A 17,134-nucleotide genomic window follows, 5' to 3' on the forward strand; every position below is an offset into this window, starting at 1 on the left:
CCGATGACTCAAACGCGAAACATGCTGACAGCGCGTTCGAGACGTTCGGCCTGATCCCGCAGTTCGGCAGCGGCGTGCTCGGCTTCCCCCACGAGCGCCGCATTCTGCTGCGTCGCTTCGCCGATCAGCATGACCGCGCTGTTCACCTGCTCGATGCCCGATGTCTGCTCGCGCGACGCGACGCCGATTTCATCGACGATCGCATTCACGCGCGACACGCGCTCGACGATACCGCCCATCGTGCTGCTGGCATGCTCGGCGATCTTGTAGCCCTGCGAGACCTTCGCGGCCGATTCGGCGATCAGCGCTTCGATCTCTTTTACTGCGCCCGCGCTGCGTTGCGCGAGCGCCCGCACTTCCGACGCGACGACCGCGAAGCCCTTGCCATGCTCGCCCGCGCGCGCCGCTTCGACGGCCGCGTTCAAGGCGAGGATGTTGGTCTGGAACGCGATGCCTTCGATGGTCGCGGTGATATCGGCGATGCGGCGTGCCGATGCATCGATCTCGCTCATCGTCGCCACGACGCGTCCCACGGCGTCGCCGCCCGCGCGCGCCGCCTCCGAAGCCGATGCGACGAGCGTACCGGCCTGCGCGGTGTTGGCCGCGTTCTGCTGCACGGTGCTCGTGATCTGTTCCATGCTCGCGGCGGTTTCTTCGACGCTCGCCGCCTGCGTGGCGATGCGCGTCGCGATATCGCTGCTGCCCGACGCGATGCGCGCCGTGCCATCGTTCATGTCCGCCGATGCGCTGCGCACTTGCGCGACGATGCCCGCGAGCCCACGCGCAATGCCATCGATCGCACGCATCAGGCGGCCGATATCGTCCTCGCGCGTGCTGTCGATGCGCACGGTGAGATCGCCCGCGGCGATGCGTTCCGAGGCGCGCGTGACGTCGTCGATGGGACGGCCCACGAGCTTCGTCACCGCGAAGATCAGCACGCCGACGAGCAGCGCGACCACGACGAGGCCGAGCATCAGAAAGCGGTTGCGGCTCTCGTGGACGTCCGCGAGCAGTTCGTCGCGATAGGCGATGCCGCCGATCATCCATTGCCACTGTGGCACCGTCATGAAGACGATTTCCTTCGTTCCGCCATGCACGCGCGCATCCGCACCCGCGATATCGGCGCCGTCGAACGTGAGCTGGCCTTCGTGCGATTCGAGCATCTGCCTGAAGGGGGCGACGCGTTCATCGGCCAGTTCGTTTTTCGAGCCGGGATGCACGAGCAGCTTGCCGCGATTCGCGCCATTCGATGCATCGACGACGAAGTGATAGCCGCTCGCACCGATGACGAGTTTCGCGATTCCGTCTTGCAGCGCGGCGAATTCGGAGGTTACGTCCACGCCCACGAAGAGCGCGCCGATCACGCGGCCCGATGCATCGGTGACGGGCTTGTACTCGGTGATGTACTGCTTGCCGAAGAGCGTCGCGATGCCGATATACGGCTTGCCCGCGATCATCGGCGCATACGCGGGGCCCTTGCGGTCGAGCAGCGTGCCGATCGCGCGCGTGCCGTCCTGCTTCTTGAGCGATGTGGTCACGCGCACGAAATCATCGCCGGTGCGGGCGAAGATCGTCGCGATCGCGCCGCTTTCGTCGAGAAACGCATCGGGGATCGCGAAGTCGTTGTTCAGCGGCTTGTCGCCTGCGAGGAAGCTCGGTGTCGCAACGCCGCCGATGTCCACGGTGCGCGTTTCGTCGAGCGTGAAACTGGCGGGCAGGCGGTGCGCGAAGATCGTCATGAAGCGCGTGACTTCCGCGCTGACGGCTTTGTCGAAGAGTCCGATCATCGTCGCGATCGAGCGATTCTCACTTTCGACGCGTGCGAGCGCGTGCTCGTCGACCTGCTCGCCCGCGCTTCGGGTGACGGCGATGGTGAAGAAGGCAACGACGACGGCCGTGAGCGCGCAGGCGAGCACGGCGAATTTGGTCCCGACGTTCATGCGGGCCAGAGTATTACGAAGCATGGGGGAATGACTGAACGATAAGAGTTGTACTGCCACTTATCGGCACGTCCTTGTCAGGTCTTTAATTTTTCGTCAGGGCGTGAGTTACCGGCGTTGCCTCATGGCGAGCGCGACGCCCGAGAGCGTGAGCGCCATCGCGATCGCCTCGCGCGCGCCGAGCGGCTCGCCAATCGTGAGCGCCGCCGCGACGATACCCATGATCGGCACGAGCAGCATGCCGATGGACGCGACCTCGGCGGGCAGGCGGCGCAACGTTGCGAACCATGCGAGATAGCACACGGCCATCGGCACGAGGCTCATGTAGACGAGCACGGCCCAGCCGTCGAGCCCGAGCGCAGAAAAAACCGGATGCTCGATATAGAGGCCGAGCACGATCATCGGCGCACAGCCGATGCTCACTTGCCACGCGACGAGCGTGATGGGCGGGATGGGCATCGGCCCGTGCGTGATCACCGTGCCGAGCGCAAACAGCAGCGCGGCCGAAAGCGCGAACCCGATGCCGGCGAGCTTGCCGCCATCGAACGAAAGGCCGTGCGCGGACAGCAGCACGACCACGCCCGCGAGTCCCAGCGCAAGGGCGCAGAAGCCCGCGACCGACGGCTTGCGCTTCGCGATGGGCCACGCGAGCAGCATCGCCCAGATCGGCATCGTGTAGACGAGCAGCGCGCCTTCGCTCACCGATAGCCATTTCATCGAGAGCGTGGAGAAGCCCATCCACGCGAAGACATTGATCGCCGATGCGAGCAGCAGCCTCGGCACCAGCGCGCGCGGTACGCGCATGTTCTCGCCTGCCAGTTTTGCGATGACGCCGAGCAGCACGGCGGCCGCGATGCCGGCGATGCCGCGCGAGAAGAGCGGCGGCCACTCGCGCAGCAGGATTTTCATGGCGGGCCAGTTCAGCGCCCAGCCGGTGGCGGTGACGAGCAGATACAGGAGCCCCGTCAGTCGAGCAGGCATGGAAGGCGTTTGTCGTTGTTGTCGATTGGGGTTCGATCATACAGGCGCGTCGGTGGGTTCGAAGGTCTCAGGGTCGGCATTTTGTATGCATGAGGCGGCATGCAAAACGCCAAAGTGCATGCGAAACGCCGGATGCAAGCGCGTCCGTAGCGGCAGAAATAGGAAATTTATAGAAAACGATTAACTACCCTCGTCGATCAAATCCTGCTCGACGATAAGGCGCGCAACCCCTTTGCGCCGACGCTTCGGCTTGGATTAGGGCAAATACCAGGATAGTCAGTCGAGAACAAACCCACTATCCTTCGAAAAACGTTTTCCAAAACCCAGGCCGGCTTGCGGCTTCACCACCTACGCAAGCCATCGCCACGGCGCTCGTCGCCGGTCATGCAACAAAGAACGCGGCACGACGAGCGCCGCCGCGTCCGGAGACTTTCATGAACACTGTCGTTGCCGGCGTCGTGCGTACCGCCAGCCGCTATCGCTGGACCGTGTGCGCGCTGCTCTTCTTCGCCACGGTCATCAACTACATGGACCGGCAGATCCTCGGTCTGCTCGCCCCGATGCTGCAGCACGACATCGGCTGGACGCAGATCCAGTACGGCCGCATCGTGATCGCGTTCTCGGCGTTTTATGCGATCGGTCTGCTTTGCTTCGGGCGTATCGTCGACTGGCTCGGCACGCGTATCTCCTATGCGCTCGCGATGTTCGTATGGAGCATCGCCGCGATGCTGCACGCGGCCGTCGGCTCCGTGATGGGCTTCGCGATGGTCCGCGCACTGCTCGGCATCGGCGAGGGCGGCAACTTCCCGGCCGCCATCAAGACGACCGCCGAATGGTTCCCGCGCAGCGAGCGCGCGCTCGCGACCGGCATCTTCAACTCCGGCGCGAACATCGGTGCGGTGTTCGCACCCGCGCTCATTCCCGCCATCGCGGTGGCCTTCGGCTGGCGCGCGGCATTCGTGATCGTCGGCGCGGTCGGTCTTATTTGGCTCGTCGTGTGGTTCTTCATGTATCGCCAGCCGGACGGCAGCGCGCAAGAGGACGATCTCGCGAATGAAGGCGACGAAACCCGTTCCGCCGATGCCGCCAACGCGAAAGCAGGCGCGCCGGGCTTCAAGGTGCTCATCAAGCAGCGCGAGACGTGGGCGTTCATCGTCGGCAAGTTCCTGACGGACCCGGTGTGGTGGTTCTATCTGTTCTGGCTGCCGAAGTGGCTCAACGAATCGCGCGGCATGGACATGCAGCACATTGGTTTGCCGCTCGTCGTGATCTACGCGATCACCACCATCGGCAGCATTGGCGGCGGCTGGATTTCGTCGGCGCTGTTGCGTGCGGGCTGGACCGTGAATGCGGCGCGCAAGACCGCGATGCTGATCTGCGCATGCGCCGTGTTGCCGATCGCGTTTGTCTCGCAGGCCGATAATCTGTGGGTCGCGGTGGCGATCGTCGGTCTCGCGGCGGCCGCGCACCAGGGCTGGTCGGCGAACCTCTTCACGACGGCATCGGACCTGTTCCCGCGTCGTGCAGTGGGCGCGGTGGTCGGTATCGGCGGCATGGCCGGTTCGATCGGCGGCGTGCTGTTCTCGGAAGTGATCGGCCAGGTTCTGCAGCGCACGGGTCACTACTGGGTGCTGTTCGCGATCGGCGCATCGGCGTATCTCATCGCCTTCGCGATCATGCACATGCTCACGCCGAAGATGACGCCGGCGAAGCTCCCGGTCTGATCGCTAATTATTACTAGTCAGAAAATGCGCCGCGCCGCCAGCACTCGTAATCAGCAGGCGGCGCGGCGCGAATCACGCGGCCGCAGCAGTCGATTCACGCACGATGAGCCGCGGCTCGAACATGGAGTTGCCGGGGTCGGGATGACCGGCGAGCGCATCGATGAGCTTTTGCATCGCCAGCTCGCCCATTTTCTCGCTCTGGATGTCGACGGTCGTGAGGCCCGGTGCAGCGTATGCGCCATAAGGAACGTTGTCGATGCCGGTCACCGACACGTCCTTCGGCACGCGAATGCCGAGCGACGCGGCTTCCTTCATGAAGCCGAGCGCAATGAGATCGTTGTAGCAGATCACCGCTTGCGGCCGCTTCGGTCCGAGCATCACGCGCGAGCAGGCCTGTTCGCCCGCAAGCGCAGTCGGCGCGTGCGCTTCGTAGATGTCGAGTTCGAGGCCCGCTTCGGCAAGACAATCGCGTGCGCCGCGAATCCGCTCATCGTTGATGCGCGCATGCTCGAAGCCGAGATACGCGATGCGGCGATGGCCGAGATCGAGCAGATGGCGCGCGAGCATGTAGGTAGCGAGGCGGCTGTTGATGCCGACGCTCGGAATCGGCAGTTCCGCATTGCGCAGAAGCACGACGGGCTTGTCGAGGTCGAGCATCCATTGCGCGTTTTCGTCGGCGAGACGCGAGCTGACAAGCAGCCCGTCGACGCGCTGCGCGAGGGCTTCGATGAGCGGACGTTCACGCGCCTGGTTCTCGTCGATATCGACGAGCAAAAGCGTGTAGTCGTGGCGCAGCGCAATGCGGTTCGCGCCCTTCACGACGTTGGTGAAGTGCGGATTGCTGATGTCGAGGATCGTGAGGCCGATGGTGCGCGTCTTGCCCGTGATCATCGAGCGCGCGAGCGGGTTCGACCGGTAACCGAGCGTATCGATGGCTTCCTTGAGCTTGGCTTCGACCGGCGCGGAGAAGCGTTGCGCGCCGTTGATGTACTTTGAGACGGTCGCGACGGACACGCCCGCTGCGGCGGCGACGTCGCGAATGGTCGGGGAAATTTTCTTCATTCGGAAGGTAACGTTTTCGCAATGTTTACGGATTGTCGCAGAAAACCGGGAAACAATGACGTGCATCATGCATTTTGCATGCAGCGTTATGAATGCCGAACGGCGATTGACGGCCGTTCTGCCCCGCCGCTATAGTCCCGAAAACGTTTTCTTCATTTTTGCTTTCAACGCATTACCACGTATTGGACAGGAGTCTCGATGAATCAGCCAAACGCAGCGGGCAAACCGTTCAAGCGCCTGCTTTTGACCGGCGCCGCCGGCAATCTGGGCCGTCAGTTGCGCGGCGCGCTCGCGCAATGGGCCGACGTCGTGCGGCTCTCCGACATCGCGCCGCTCGACGATGCGGCGAGCCACGAAGAAATCAGCGCCGTCGATCTCGCGGACCGCGAGAAGGTGATGCAACTCGTCGAAGGTGTCGATGCGATCGTGCATCTCGGCGGCATCTCGATCGACGCGCCGTTCGACGATCTGATCGAGGCGAATATCCGCGGCACGTACAACATCTATGAAGCTGCGCGCCGCTACGGCGTGAAGCGCATCGTGTTCGCGAGCTCGAACCATGCAATCGGCTTTCATCCGGTCACCGAGGTGATCGATACGGATGCACCGCATCGTCCGGACAGCCTCTACGGCGTGACGAAGTGCTTCGGCGAATCGCTGTCGCGCTATTACTTCGACCGCTTCGGCATCGAGACGGTGAACCTGCGCATCGGTTCGTCGTTCGAGGAGCCGAAAAATCCGCGCATGCTTGTCACGTACCTGAGCTACCGCGATTTCATCGAGCTCGTGCGCTGCTCGCTGTTCACGAATCGCGTCGGGCACGCCGTGGTGTATGGCGCGTCGGACAATCCCGTGAAGTGGTGGGACAACGCGAAGGCCGGCTTCCTCGGCTTCAATCCGAAGGACAGCTCCGCGCAGTTCGACGGGCTTTTTCCGGCGACCGGGCCGACCGCCGAACGCGACGACCCCGCGCAACGCTTCCAGGGCGGCGCGTTCGTGCTGGGCGAGCCGATGGAGCGCAAGCGATGAGCGCATCCGTTCGCGCCGAACGGCTCGACGCGGGCGGCCGTGCGACGGTCGGCGAATGTCCGGTATGGCGCGCGCAGGAGGGCGCGCTGTATTGGGTCGATATTCCCGCGCGCCGTATCGTTCGGCTCGAAGTCGACAGCGCGCGCCGCACGGAATGGGCGTTTGCCGAGCAGGTTGCGTGCTTTGCGTTCGATGAAGCGAGGCGGGTCGTCGCGGGCATGGAGACCGGCATGTTCGCCGTGACGCTCTCGGGTGCGGGCGAGGCGAACGAAGGACGCGCCGCGAAGCTCGCCGCGCCAGCGTTTCCCGCGACGGGCATGCGCTTCAACGATGGCCGCTGCGACAGGCAAGGGCGCTTCTGGGCCGGAACGATGGTGCAGGACATGTCGCTCGCGAGTCCTGCGGGCGCGCTGTATCGCTACGACGAGCACGGCACGCTCTCCGCGCCGCTTGTCGATGGTTTGATCACCCAGAACGGTCTCGCGTGGTCGCCGGATGGCAGAACGATGTATCTGTCCGACTCGCACCCGCAACGCCGCCTCGTGTGGGCATTCGACTTCGATCCCGATACGGGCACGCCCGGCGCGCAGCGTGTGTTCGCCGATCTGCATCACTACGCGGGCCGCCCGGACGGCGCCGCTGTCGATGCCGACGGTTGCTACTGGACCTGCGCGAACGACGCGGGACGCTTGCTGCGCTTCACGCCGCAGGGCAAGCTGGATCGCGAGATCGCGCTGCCCGCGAGCAAGCCGTCGATGTGCGCATTCGGCGGGACCGATCTGAAGACGCTCTATGTGACGACAATTCGTCCGGCAACGAACGCCGCTGACGACGACGGCTATGTGTTCGCCATGAACCCCGGCGTGCAAGGCTTACCGGAACCGGATTACGCCGGATTGTTACCGGTCGCATGATCGTCGCGAAACGGGGCGAATCGCATGCCCCGTTCGCAATTTTTACGCATACTTTGGGACGCAAACGATTCGATGCACCGCATTGGCGCGCATCGAATCGACAGACACGTACCGCTTCGGAACCGATACCAAGAACAAACACCAATGCTGTAGTTCCTCCGTAAAGAGTAGTCTCCGCAGGTACCTCAAGTACCAGCGATCTACCCGATTCTCTTATCCGGAGGAGACCTAGATGGACCTAGAAGCTCGCACCATGAAGCGCGTGATGGTTCGCCTCGTGCCGTTCCTGATCTTGTGTTACTTCATCGCGTATCTCGATCGCGTCAACGTCGGCTTCGCGGCGTTGCAGATGAACAAGGCGCTCGGCTTTACCGCCAGCATGTTCGGCTTCGGTGCCGGCATTTTCTTTATCGCCTATTTCTTTTTCGAAGTGCCGTCCAATCTGCTGCTCGAACGATTCGGCGCGCGTCGCTGGATCGCGCGGATCATGTTCACGTGGGGCATTCTCGCGGCGGCAATGGCCTACATTCCGCACATCGCGCAGGCGACGGGTCTGTCGAACGCCTACGTGTTCTATGGCTTGCGCATTCTGCTCGGCATCGCGGAAGCGGGCTTCTTTCCCGGCATCATCTTTCTGCTGACCTTGTGGTTTCCGGCGAAGTATCGAGGCCGTGTGGTCGGATACTTCATGGCGGCGATTCCGCTGTCCACCGTGATCGGAGGGCCCATCTCCGGCGCGCTGCTGCAGATGGACGGCATCAACGGCATGCAGGGCTGGCAATGGCTGTATCTGATCGAAGCGATTCCCGCGCTCCTGCTTGCGTTCGTCGTGTATTTCTACCTGACCGACAGGCCTTCCGATGCGCACTGGCTCGCGAAGGAAGAGCGTGACTGGCTCGTGAATCGCCAGGCGCAGGAACGGGCGCATCGTGAATCGGTGCATGCGTTCAGCGTGAAGGAGGCCATTTTCAATCCGCGCGTGCTGGCCATCGCGTTGATCTACTTCGGCGCGAATGCGACCAACTATGGCCTGAGCTTCTTCCTGCCGCAGATCGTCAAGGCGTTCGGCCTGACCAACCTGCAGACGGGCTTCGTCACGTCATTGCCTTATGTCGTCGGCGTGATCAGCATGGTGCTGTGGGGCCGGCATTCGGATCGCAAGCTCGAGCGCCGCTGGCACGTCGCGATTGCGCTGATGGTGGCGGCGGGCGGCATCGCGGCTTCTGCTGGGCTGGATAACCCGGTGATGAAGATGATCGCGCTGTCGATCGCGGGCTTCGGCATCTTCGGCTGCCTGCCTGTGATCTGGACGCTGCCGGCTTCGTTCCTGTCGGGGGCTGCTGCTGCGGGCGGTATCGCCGCGATCAACTCGCTCGGCAACCTCGCGGGCTTCTTCGGCCCCTATGCGATGGGCTGGATCAAGGACAGCACGGGCGGCTTCGGCGCGGGCCTGCTGTGCCTCGCAGGGGCGGGCATGGTCGGCGTGGCGGCCGTGCTGCTGCTGCATCACGATTCGTCGATGGAGACGATTTCGGGCGCGCACGATATCGAGGATGGAGAGCCGAACATGGCTCGCTGAAGCCGTCGTACCTGCGGCAAGGATCGCTCGATACGCGGTCCTTGCCGCGCTTCACGCAGACGTTGCCTGCGCCCGCCGCAGTCTTTCCCGGCTATTGATCAAATGCAGACGCATCGCGGTGCGCGCGGAATCCGCGTCGCCGCGTTCGATGGCGTCCGCAATCTGCTCGTGCTCGCGATTCACGCGCATCAGATACTCGGCGTATTGCTCGCGCGGAATGGGCGTGGCCGTGATGCGCGTGCGCGGAATCATCCGCGTGCCGAGATGCTCCATGATCTCGACGAAATAGCGATTGCCCGTCGCATGCGCGATCTCCATGTGAAACCGCAAATCGGGCGCCACCGTATCCGATGCCGCGCCCACGCTCTTTGAGAAATCCGCGAGCGCCGAGCGCATCGTCGCGAGGCGGGCTGCATCGCAACGCATCGCTGCGAGCCCCGCGCTTTCCGTTTCGAGGCTGATGCGCAATTCGAGGATGGCCAATGCATCGATGGACCCCGCGACATCGGCGGGATCGAGATGCAATAGCGGCGACGTGCCCGCTTCGCACACGAACGTGCCGATGCCATGTCGCGTCTCCACGAACCCCGCCGCCTGCAGACGCGATAACGCCTCACGCACAACAGTGCGGCTCACGCCGAAACGCTGCACCATCTCCGCTTCGGTCGCGAGGCGGGCGCCGGCCTTCAACTCCTTCGCATCGATTTGCGCGCGCAATGCATCGACCAGTTGCGCGGTGAGGCTGCGCCGCGCGCCGGGCAGCGCGATGGATGCATCGGTAGAGGAGGGATGATGCGTGTCGGCATGCGGATCGGGCGATAGCGTCACGGCGTTCTCATTGGAGTGGGTTTTACACACATTGACAAATCGGTCGGCAAATGATGATATGCGTGATGCGGTGATATGACAACGTACAAGGAGGCGCGTGCCGGGTAATCCCTAGCGACGACAGCCTTCAGGAGACACAGTTCGATGGAACAACAAAACAGCACGCCGTCCACGGGTAACGCCGCGCGATTCGATCGCCTTCTGCTGACGGGCGCCGCGGGCGGAATCGGGCGGGCGATCCGGCATCGTGTCGCCGAATTCGCGCGACACGTGCGCATCTCCGATTTGCCCGGCGTGCTGCCGGACGATGCGGCGCCTCACGAGGAACGCGTTCCTTGCGATCTGGCCGACCGCCAGGCCGTCGATGCGCTCGCCGCCGATTGCGACGCGATCATCCATCTCGGCGGCGTGTCGGTGGAGCGGCCGTTCGAGGAGATTCTCGAAGCCAACATCAAGGGCGTGTTCAACCTCTACGAAGCAGCCCGCCGACAGGGCGTCGGGCGCATCGTGTTCGCGAGCTCGAATCACGTCACGGGTTTCTATCGGCAGGACGAACGAATCGATGCCACGGCGCGCAAACGCCCCGACGGTTACTACGGCTTGTCCAAGTCCTTCGGCGAAGACATGGCGCAGATGTATTTCGACCGCTACGGCATCGAGACCGTGAGCATCCGCATTGGCTCCGTGTTTCCCGAGCCGAAGGACCGCCGCATGATGGCGAGCTGGATGAGCTACGACGATTTTCACGACCTCTTGCGCCGCAGCCTTTTCACGAAGGACGTCGGCCATACGATCGTGTTCGGCATGTCCGCGAATGCGCACACCTGGTGGGACAACCGCTGCGCGGCGCATCTGGGCTTCGTGCCACGCGACTCGTCGGAGCAGTTCCGCGAGAAGATCGAGGCGACGCCGCCGCCCGCGCCGACCGATCCCGTGGCCGTGCTGCAAGGCGGCGCGTTCACGACGACAGGCCCGTTCGACCCGGTTTAATGCATGCAACATGCAGTATCACGACATTCGTAGTATGTCGTCATACATCCAGCGCCGGCCGCATTGAGCACGACGCCCGGACATCACAGGGACATTTGCCGCCATGTTTTCTCTCGATTTTTCACCGCTGCTGCCGTACTGGCCGACGTTCCTGCTGGGCGCCTGGCTCACACTCAAGATGACGTGCGTGGCCGTGTTCTTTGGCCTGATTCTCGGCATGCTCGTCGCGTTCGCCAAGCGCGCGAAGGTGCCGGTGCTCACGCGCATCTGCATCGTCTATATCGAGACCGTGCGCAATACGCCGTTTCTCGTGCAGATCTTCCTTCTGTACTTCGGTCTCGCGAGCATCGGCTTGCGCATGCCGACCTTTGCGGCCGCCGCGCTCGCGATGACGATCAACATCGGCGCCTACGCGGCCGAGATCATTCGCGCCGGTCTGGAATCGGTGCCACGCGGACAGATCGAAGCGGCCGAGTGTCTTGGGCTTTCGAAGTGGCGCATCGGCTGGCACGTGATGCTGCAACCGTCGATCGAAAAGGTCTATCCCGCGCTGACGAGCCAGTTCCTGCTGATGATGCAGGCCTCGGCGATCGCGTCGCAGATTTCGGCGGAAGAACTCACGGCGGTCGCCAACACCGTGCAGTCCGATACGTTCCGCTCGCTCGAAACATACATCGTGGTGGCGGCGCTGTATCTCGTGCTGTCGTTGATCATCAAGCTGATCGCGTGGGCGGTGGGCGAGCATCTCTTCAAGCGGCGCCGCGCGATTCGACTCGCCGCGAAACGCGCCGGCAAGACGCCGCCCGATTCGCAGCGTATCGATACGGTCATTCCCGGAGGTGCGGCATGAGCGGCGGATTCACGTCATCGCACCTCGTCTATCTGGTGCAATCGATCGGCTGGACGCTCGTGCTCTCGTTGCTCGCGTTCGTGCTCGGCGGTATCGGCGGATTTTGTGTGATGCTCGCGCGCATTTCGCCGCGCGCCTGGTTATCGCGCGCCGCGATCGTCTATATCGAAGCGATTCAGGGCATTCCGCTGCTGATCCTGCTCTTCATCGTGTACTTCGGTTTGTCGGTGTATGGCTATCAGGTGCCCGCGCTCGTCGCGGCCGGCCTCGCGCTGATGGTCTATTCGAGCGCATATCTCGGCGACATCTGGCGCGGCTGCATCGAAGCGATGCCGAAGCCGCAATGGGAAGCGTCGGAGTGTCTGTCGCTCACGCGCTGGCAAACGCTGCGTCTCGTGATCATCCCGCAGGCGATGCGACTCGCGCTGCCTCCAACGGTCGGCTTTCTCGTGCAACTCATCAAGATGACATCGCTCGCTTCGGTGATCGGCTTCGTCGAACTGACGCGCGCGGGGCAGATCATCAACAACTCGATCTTCCAGCCGTTCCTCATTTTCGGACTGGTCGGCGCTTTCTATTTCGTCCTGTGCTACCCGCTTTCGCGCTGGAGCCAATCGATGGAGAACAAGCTCAATGTCAGCAATCGTTAAGGTCGGCGATATTCACAAGAGCTTCGGCTCCAATCATGTTCTCAAAGGCGTGTCCTTCGAAGTCAACAAGGGCGAGATGATTGCCATGATTGGCGCGAGCGGCTCGGGCAAGAGCACGGCGCTGCGCTGCATCGACAGGCTGGAGACGATCGACCAGGGGCAGATTGAAGTGTGCGGTATTCGCGTTGACGATCCGAAAGTCGATCTGCATCTGTTGCGCCGCGAAGTGGGCATCGTATTTCAAAGCTATAACCTCTTTCCGCACCTGACCGTGGAAGAGAACATCATGCTCGCGCTGCGTCACGTGAAGAAGATGTCGAGCGATGAAGCGCGGCGCATCGCGATTAACGTGCTGGAGCAGGTCGGACTCGCACAGAAGGCCGACGCGTATCCCGAACAATTGTCAGGCGGGCAGCAGCAGCGCGTGGCGATTGCGCGCTCGCTCGCGATGTCGCCGAAGGTGATGCTGTTCGACGAAGTGACCTCGGCGCTCGATCCGCAACTGACGGGCGAAGTGCTGCGCGTGATGGAAGACCTCGCGGCAGACGGCATGACGATGCTGCTCGTCACGCACGAGATGGCCTTCGCCAAGCGCGTCGCGGACCGCATCATCTACATGCATCAGGGCAAGGTGTGGGAAGTGGGCGACGGCGGCATGCTCGATGCGCCGCGCACGCCCGAATTGCGCGCATTTCTCGATAACGGACTTTGATATTCGCAGCATCTTATCCAGCAGCATCCAGCAACATCAATAACGACGGAGACTCGACTTGAAAGCGAAGACAATCATTGCACGCGCGGCCCTTGCAACCTTGATGATGGCAGGCGCGGTGCACAGCGCAATGGCCGATCAGCTCGACGACATCAAGAAGGCGGGCGTCGTGCGCGTCGCCATCGCGATCGGCACGCCGCTCTTCAGCTATGCGGATCAGAATCTGAAGCCCGCGGGATCGGACGTCGATACCGCAAACGCGCTCGCGAAAGATCTCGGCGTGAAGCTCGAACTCGTGCAGATCACCAACGCCGCACGCATTCCGACGCTGCAGGCGAAGCGCGCGGACCTCGTGATCTCGTCGCTGTCGGTTACGCCGGAGCGCGCGAAGGTGGTCGATTTCTCGAACCCGTATGCGGTTATCTCGATCATCGTCGGCGGCGTGAAGACGATCAAGGTGAAGGATTACGCGGACCTCGACGGCAAGACCATCGGTCTCACGCGCGCCACGGTGAACGACACGCTCACGACGCAACAGGCGAAGGGCGCGCAGATCCAGCGCTATGAGGACGACGCGACGCTCATCACGTCGATGGTCACGGGCCAGGTCGAAATCTTCTCCAGCACGCCTTCAAACCTGAAGGAAATGCAGGATCGCGCGCCGCAACGCAACATCGAGATGAAGTTCGAACAGAAGACCTTCGATCTCGGCATCGCGATGAACAAGGATCAGCCGCGCCTGAAGGAATGGGTGAACAACTGGGTCGGCACGAACATGAAGAACGGGAATCTGAACACGATCTACAAGAAGTACCACGGACGCGATTTGCCGGATACCGTGCGCAAGGGCGCCTGAGCTTCAATCAGGTGCGAGCCACGCGGGATCTTCGAGCGGCCCGTGTGACATGCCCGACGGATCGGCTTCATCGTGCAGATCGAGCGGCCGAGCGTGAAGCAGGGCGATCCGACAATCAGAGCAAAGAGCGGGGCGGAGTCGGTCGACTCGGCCCCGTTTGTCGTTTGAATTCGGCATACAAGATTCGTCGGCGAATAATGCATTCGAAATGCCGCTATCGCCGTGCCCGTAAGCCCTTAGCACACCACGCTGCATCACGGCGCCATGAGGCGTCGGCACCGTTCGAGACAAGCCGCGGCGCTCCGGCGTACACTCGCTTTGCGTTTTGAATCCTGCATGCATTGAGCCATTCCGAATTCGCGGCCGCGCTCAGGCCGCGGATTCGCCACTCATTGGACTCCCTCTCTTCATCACAGGAAGCATCATGGCAAAGAACACGATTGCGGACTATCTGGCGAAGACGCTTGCGGCAGCGGGCGTGGAACGCATCTGGGGCGTAACGGGCGACAGCCTGAACGGGCTTGCATTCAGCCTCGATCGCGTGGGCTCGATCCGCTGGATGCATACGCGCCACGAGGAGGCGGCCGCCTTCGCGGCGGGCGCGGATGCTGCCACCACGGGCAAGCTCGCCGTGTGCGCCGGAAGTTGCGGGCCGGGCAATCTGCATCTCATCAACGGGCTCTACGACTGTCATCGCAATCATCAGCCCGTGCTCGCCATCGCCGCGCATATCCCGTCGACCGAGATCGGGCTGGGTTACTTTCAGGAAACGCATCCGCAGGAGTTGTTCAAGGAATGCAGCCACTTCGTGGAACTGGTGTCGAATGCATCGCAGTTTCCACGCGTGCTCGAGCGTGCGATGCGCGCGGCGCTCGATCAGCGCGGCGTCGCGGTCATCGTGTTGCCGGGCGATGTCGCATTGAGCGAGGGTCCGAGCGTGGAACCGCGCTGGACTGCGAGCGCGCCGGGCGCGATCGTGCCGGCCGATGTGGACCTCGGCAGACTCGCCGACCTTCTGAACGGCTGCGAAGCGGTGACGATCATGTGCGGCAGCGGCGTCGCCGGCTCGCATGACGAAGTCGTCGCGCTTGCCGATACGCTCGGCGCGCCCATCGTGCATGCGCTGCGCGGCAAGCAGTTCATCGAGTACGACAATCCGTTCGATGTCGGCATGACGGGGCTCATCGGTTTCAGTTCGGGCTATCACGCGATGATGTCCTGCGACACGCTGCTCCTGCTCGGCTGCGATTTTCCGTATCGCCCGTTCTATCCGCCGCAGGCGAAGATCGTGCAGATCGACTGGCGCGGCTCGCAACTGGGTCGTCGCGCGTCGCTGGAAATGGGGCTCGTCGGCACGATCAAGGAAACGTTGGCGGCGCTCTTGCCCAAGCTTCAGCGCAAGGACGAGCGGCGCTTTCTGGAGAACGCGCTCAAGCACTATGCGACCGCGCGCAAGGACCTCGACGATCTCGCGACGCCGTCCGCGCCGGGACGTCCGATCCATCCGCAATACCTCACGAAGCTCGTCGATGAAATCGCCACCGAAGACGCGATCTTTACCGTGGACGTCGGCACGCCGACGCTCTGGGCCGCGCGCTATCTGACGATGAACGGCAAGCGCCAGTTGCACGGCTCGTTCAATCACGGCTCGATGGCCAACGCGATGCCGCAGGCGCTCGGCGTGCAGGCCGCGCAACCGCAACGGCAAGTGGTGTCGCTATCGGGCGATGGCGGCCTGTCGATGTTGCTCGGCGATCTGCTGTCCGCCGTGCAGCTCGAATTGCCGATCAAGGTCGTCGTGTTCAACAACAGCCTGCTCGGTTTCGTGTCGATGGAATTGAAGGCGGGCGGCTATCTCGACACCAATGTCGATCTGAGCAAGACCGATTTCTCGCAGATCGCGAAGGGCGCGGGCATCTGGTCGGTGCGCGTGGAAGAGTCGGAGCAACTGGAGAACGCGTTGCGGGAAGCGTTCGCGCACAAGGGGCCGGCGCTCGTCGATGTCGTCACGTCGAAGCATGAACTCGCGATGCCGCCGACCATCGAGCTATCGCAGGCGAAAGGCTTCAGCCTCTATATGTTGCGAGCGATTCTGAGCGGCCGCGGCGATGAAATCGTCGAACTCGCGCGCACGAACCTGCGTTGAGCGGGACAGCGCCATGAGCGAAGCGAAAGACGGCTTGCCGCTCGATCAGGTGTTCGACTTCGAAGGGCAGGCCGTGCGCTACGGCGTGATCGGCGAGGGTGCGCCGCTCGTGCTGGTGCACGGTACGCCGTTTTCATCGCAGGTATGGCGGCGTATCGCGCCGATTGCGGCCCGTTCGCGGCGCGTGCATTACTTCGATCTGCTGGGCTATGGCGCTTCGGAAATGCGCGACGATCAGGATGTTTCGCTCGGCGTGCAGAACCGTGTGCTCGCGTCGCTGATTGCCCATTGGCGCGCCGACTGGAACGGCGCATTGCCCGACGTGCTCGCGCACGACTTCGGCGGCGCGACGTCGCTCAGGGCGGCATTGCTGAACGGCTGCGCCTATCGTTCGCTGATGCTCGTCGATCCGGTTGCCGTGGCGCCTTGGGGATCGCCTTTCGTGCGTCATGTGCGTCAACATGAAGCCGCGTTCGCAGGCGTGCCGCCGTACATGCATCAAGCGATGCTCGATGCGTACCTGCAAGGCGCGGCGTATCGAAAGTTATCGGAAGAGACATTGCGAATCTATACGCGGCCTTGGACGGGCGAGAAAGGACAGGCCGCGTTTTATCGACAGATTGCACAGATGGATCAGCGCTATACCGATGAAATGCAATCGCGCTATGGCGAATTGACATGTCCCGTGTCGATTCTATGGGGCGAGGAAGACGAGTGGATACCTGTCGAGCGCGGTGTCGAACTCGCGTCGCTGATTCCGCAGGCGCGCTTCACGCGTGTGCCCGGATCAGGACATCTGATGCAGGAAGACGCGCCCGAGGTTATCGTCGGCGAATGGCTGACGTTCATGCACACGCAGCGCCCTTAACTAAA

Annotated in this window: 15 protein-coding genes; 11 read left to right on the plus strand and 4 right to left on the minus strand. The window is 62.9% G+C overall.

Translation table 11 applies throughout. The features are described 5' to 3' along the window. Positions 1 to 8 precede the first annotated feature (8 nt). Both IAG25_RS07045 and IAG25_RS07050 read right to left on the minus strand, forming a co-directional pair. Positions 9 to 1,964 (minus strand): methyl-accepting chemotaxis protein, encoded by a 1,956-nt coding sequence (locus IAG25_RS07045; RefSeq protein ID WP_187604205.1) that lies wholly within the window; start codon positions 1,962 to 1,964, stop codon positions 9 to 11. Between the two features lie 84 nt (positions 1,965 to 2,048). Then, the gene (locus tag IAG25_RS07050) at positions 2,049 to 2,921 is read right to left on the minus strand and encodes a DMT family transporter (RefSeq protein WP_187604206.1); all 873 of its coding nucleotides are present in this window, start codon (positions 2,919 to 2,921) and stop codon (positions 2,049 to 2,051) included. Positions 2,922 to 3,355: 434 nt separating this feature from the next. Between IAG25_RS07050 and IAG25_RS07055 the strand changes: the two genes are divergently transcribed. Beyond that, positions 3,356 to 4,645 carry an MFS transporter gene (locus tag IAG25_RS07055; RefSeq protein WP_187604207.1) on the plus strand — a complete coding sequence of 430 codons (1,290 nt, stop codon included), beginning with the start codon at positions 3,356 to 3,358 and terminating at the stop codon, positions 4,643 to 4,645. A gap of 72 nt (positions 4,646 to 4,717) precedes the next feature. Here IAG25_RS07055 and IAG25_RS07060 read toward each other — a convergent pair whose 3' ends face one another. Then, a complete protein-coding gene (locus IAG25_RS07060; RefSeq protein WP_187604208.1) occupies positions 4,718 to 5,707 on the minus strand; it encodes a LacI family DNA-binding transcriptional regulator in 990 nt (329 codons plus the stop codon). Positions 5,708 to 5,905: 198 nt separating this feature from the next. Here IAG25_RS07060 and IAG25_RS07065 point away from each other — a divergent pair, with 198 nt between their 5' ends. The 3 genes from IAG25_RS07065 (at position 5,906) to IAG25_RS07075 (ending at position 9,229) form a co-directional block, all read left to right on the plus strand. After that, positions 5,906 to 6,736 carry an NAD-dependent epimerase/dehydratase family protein gene (locus IAG25_RS07065; RefSeq protein ID WP_187604209.1) on the plus strand — a complete coding sequence of 277 codons (831 nt, stop codon included), beginning with the start codon at positions 5,906 to 5,908 and terminating at the stop codon, positions 6,734 to 6,736. Continuing rightward, the gene (locus IAG25_RS07070; RefSeq protein ID WP_187604210.1) at positions 6,733 to 7,650 is read left to right on the plus strand and encodes an SMP-30/gluconolactonase/LRE family protein; all 918 of its coding nucleotides are present in this window, start codon (positions 6,733 to 6,735) and stop codon (positions 7,648 to 7,650) included. Before IAG25_RS07065 ends, IAG25_RS07070 begins: the two co-directional genes overlap by 4 nt. Before the next feature lie 232 nt (positions 7,651 to 7,882). After that, positions 7,883 to 9,229 (plus strand): MFS transporter, encoded by a 1,347-nt coding sequence (locus IAG25_RS07075; RefSeq protein WP_187604211.1) that lies wholly within the window; start codon positions 7,883 to 7,885, stop codon positions 9,227 to 9,229. 51 nt (positions 9,230 to 9,280) lie between these two features. Here IAG25_RS07075 and IAG25_RS07080 read toward each other — a convergent pair whose 3' ends face one another. Beyond that, positions 9,281 to 10,057: a FadR/GntR family transcriptional regulator gene (locus tag IAG25_RS07080; RefSeq protein WP_187604212.1), complete on the minus strand. Its 777-nt coding sequence runs from the start codon at positions 10,055 to 10,057 to the stop codon at positions 9,281 to 9,283. 144 nt (positions 10,058 to 10,201) lie between these two features. Here IAG25_RS07080 and IAG25_RS07085 point away from each other — a divergent pair, with 144 nt between their 5' ends. The 7 genes from IAG25_RS07085 to IAG25_RS07115 all read left to right on the plus strand — a co-directional run bounded on the left by IAG25_RS07085 (position 10,202) and on the right by IAG25_RS07115 (position 17,129). Beyond that, positions 10,202 to 11,047: an NAD-dependent epimerase/dehydratase family protein gene (locus IAG25_RS07085; protein ID WP_187604213.1), complete on the plus strand. Its 846-nt coding sequence runs from the start codon at positions 10,202 to 10,204 to the stop codon at positions 11,045 to 11,047. Between the two features lie 103 nt (positions 11,048 to 11,150). Then, positions 11,151 to 11,897 carry an amino acid ABC transporter permease gene (locus IAG25_RS07090; protein ID WP_187604214.1) on the plus strand — a complete coding sequence of 249 codons (747 nt, stop codon included), beginning with the start codon at positions 11,151 to 11,153 and terminating at the stop codon, positions 11,895 to 11,897. Further along, positions 11,894 to 12,547 carry an amino acid ABC transporter permease gene (locus IAG25_RS07095; protein WP_187604215.1) on the plus strand — a complete coding sequence of 218 codons (654 nt, stop codon included), beginning with the start codon at positions 11,894 to 11,896 and terminating at the stop codon, positions 12,545 to 12,547. Before IAG25_RS07090 ends, IAG25_RS07095 begins: the two co-directional genes overlap by 4 nt. Beyond that, positions 12,531 to 13,259 (plus strand): amino acid ABC transporter ATP-binding protein, encoded by a 729-nt coding sequence (locus IAG25_RS07100; RefSeq protein WP_187604216.1) that lies wholly within the window; start codon positions 12,531 to 12,533, stop codon positions 13,257 to 13,259. Before IAG25_RS07095 ends, IAG25_RS07100 begins: the two co-directional genes overlap by 17 nt. Before the next feature lie 58 nt (positions 13,260 to 13,317). Further along, positions 13,318 to 14,115, plus strand: a complete 798-nt coding sequence (locus IAG25_RS07105; protein ID WP_187604217.1) for a transporter substrate-binding domain-containing protein — start codon at positions 13,318 to 13,320, stop codon at positions 14,113 to 14,115. A gap of 424 nt (positions 14,116 to 14,539) precedes the next feature. Then, positions 14,540 to 16,261 (plus strand): ubiquinone-dependent pyruvate dehydrogenase, encoded by a 1,722-nt coding sequence (gene poxB / locus IAG25_RS07110; protein ID WP_187604218.1) that lies wholly within the window; start codon positions 14,540 to 14,542, stop codon positions 16,259 to 16,261. 13 nt (positions 16,262 to 16,274) lie between these two features. Then, on the plus strand, positions 16,275 to 17,129 hold the full coding sequence (locus IAG25_RS07115; RefSeq protein ID WP_187604219.1) for an alpha/beta fold hydrolase: 855 nt from the start codon (positions 16,275 to 16,277) through the stop codon (positions 17,127 to 17,129). The last annotated feature ends 5 nt before the right edge of the window (positions 17,130 to 17,134 follow it).

Origin of the sequence: Caballeronia sp. EK (assembly GCF_014384845.1) — a bacterium.
Taxonomy (GTDB): domain Bacteria; phylum Pseudomonadota; class Gammaproteobacteria; order Burkholderiales; family Burkholderiaceae; genus Caballeronia; species Caballeronia jiangsuensis.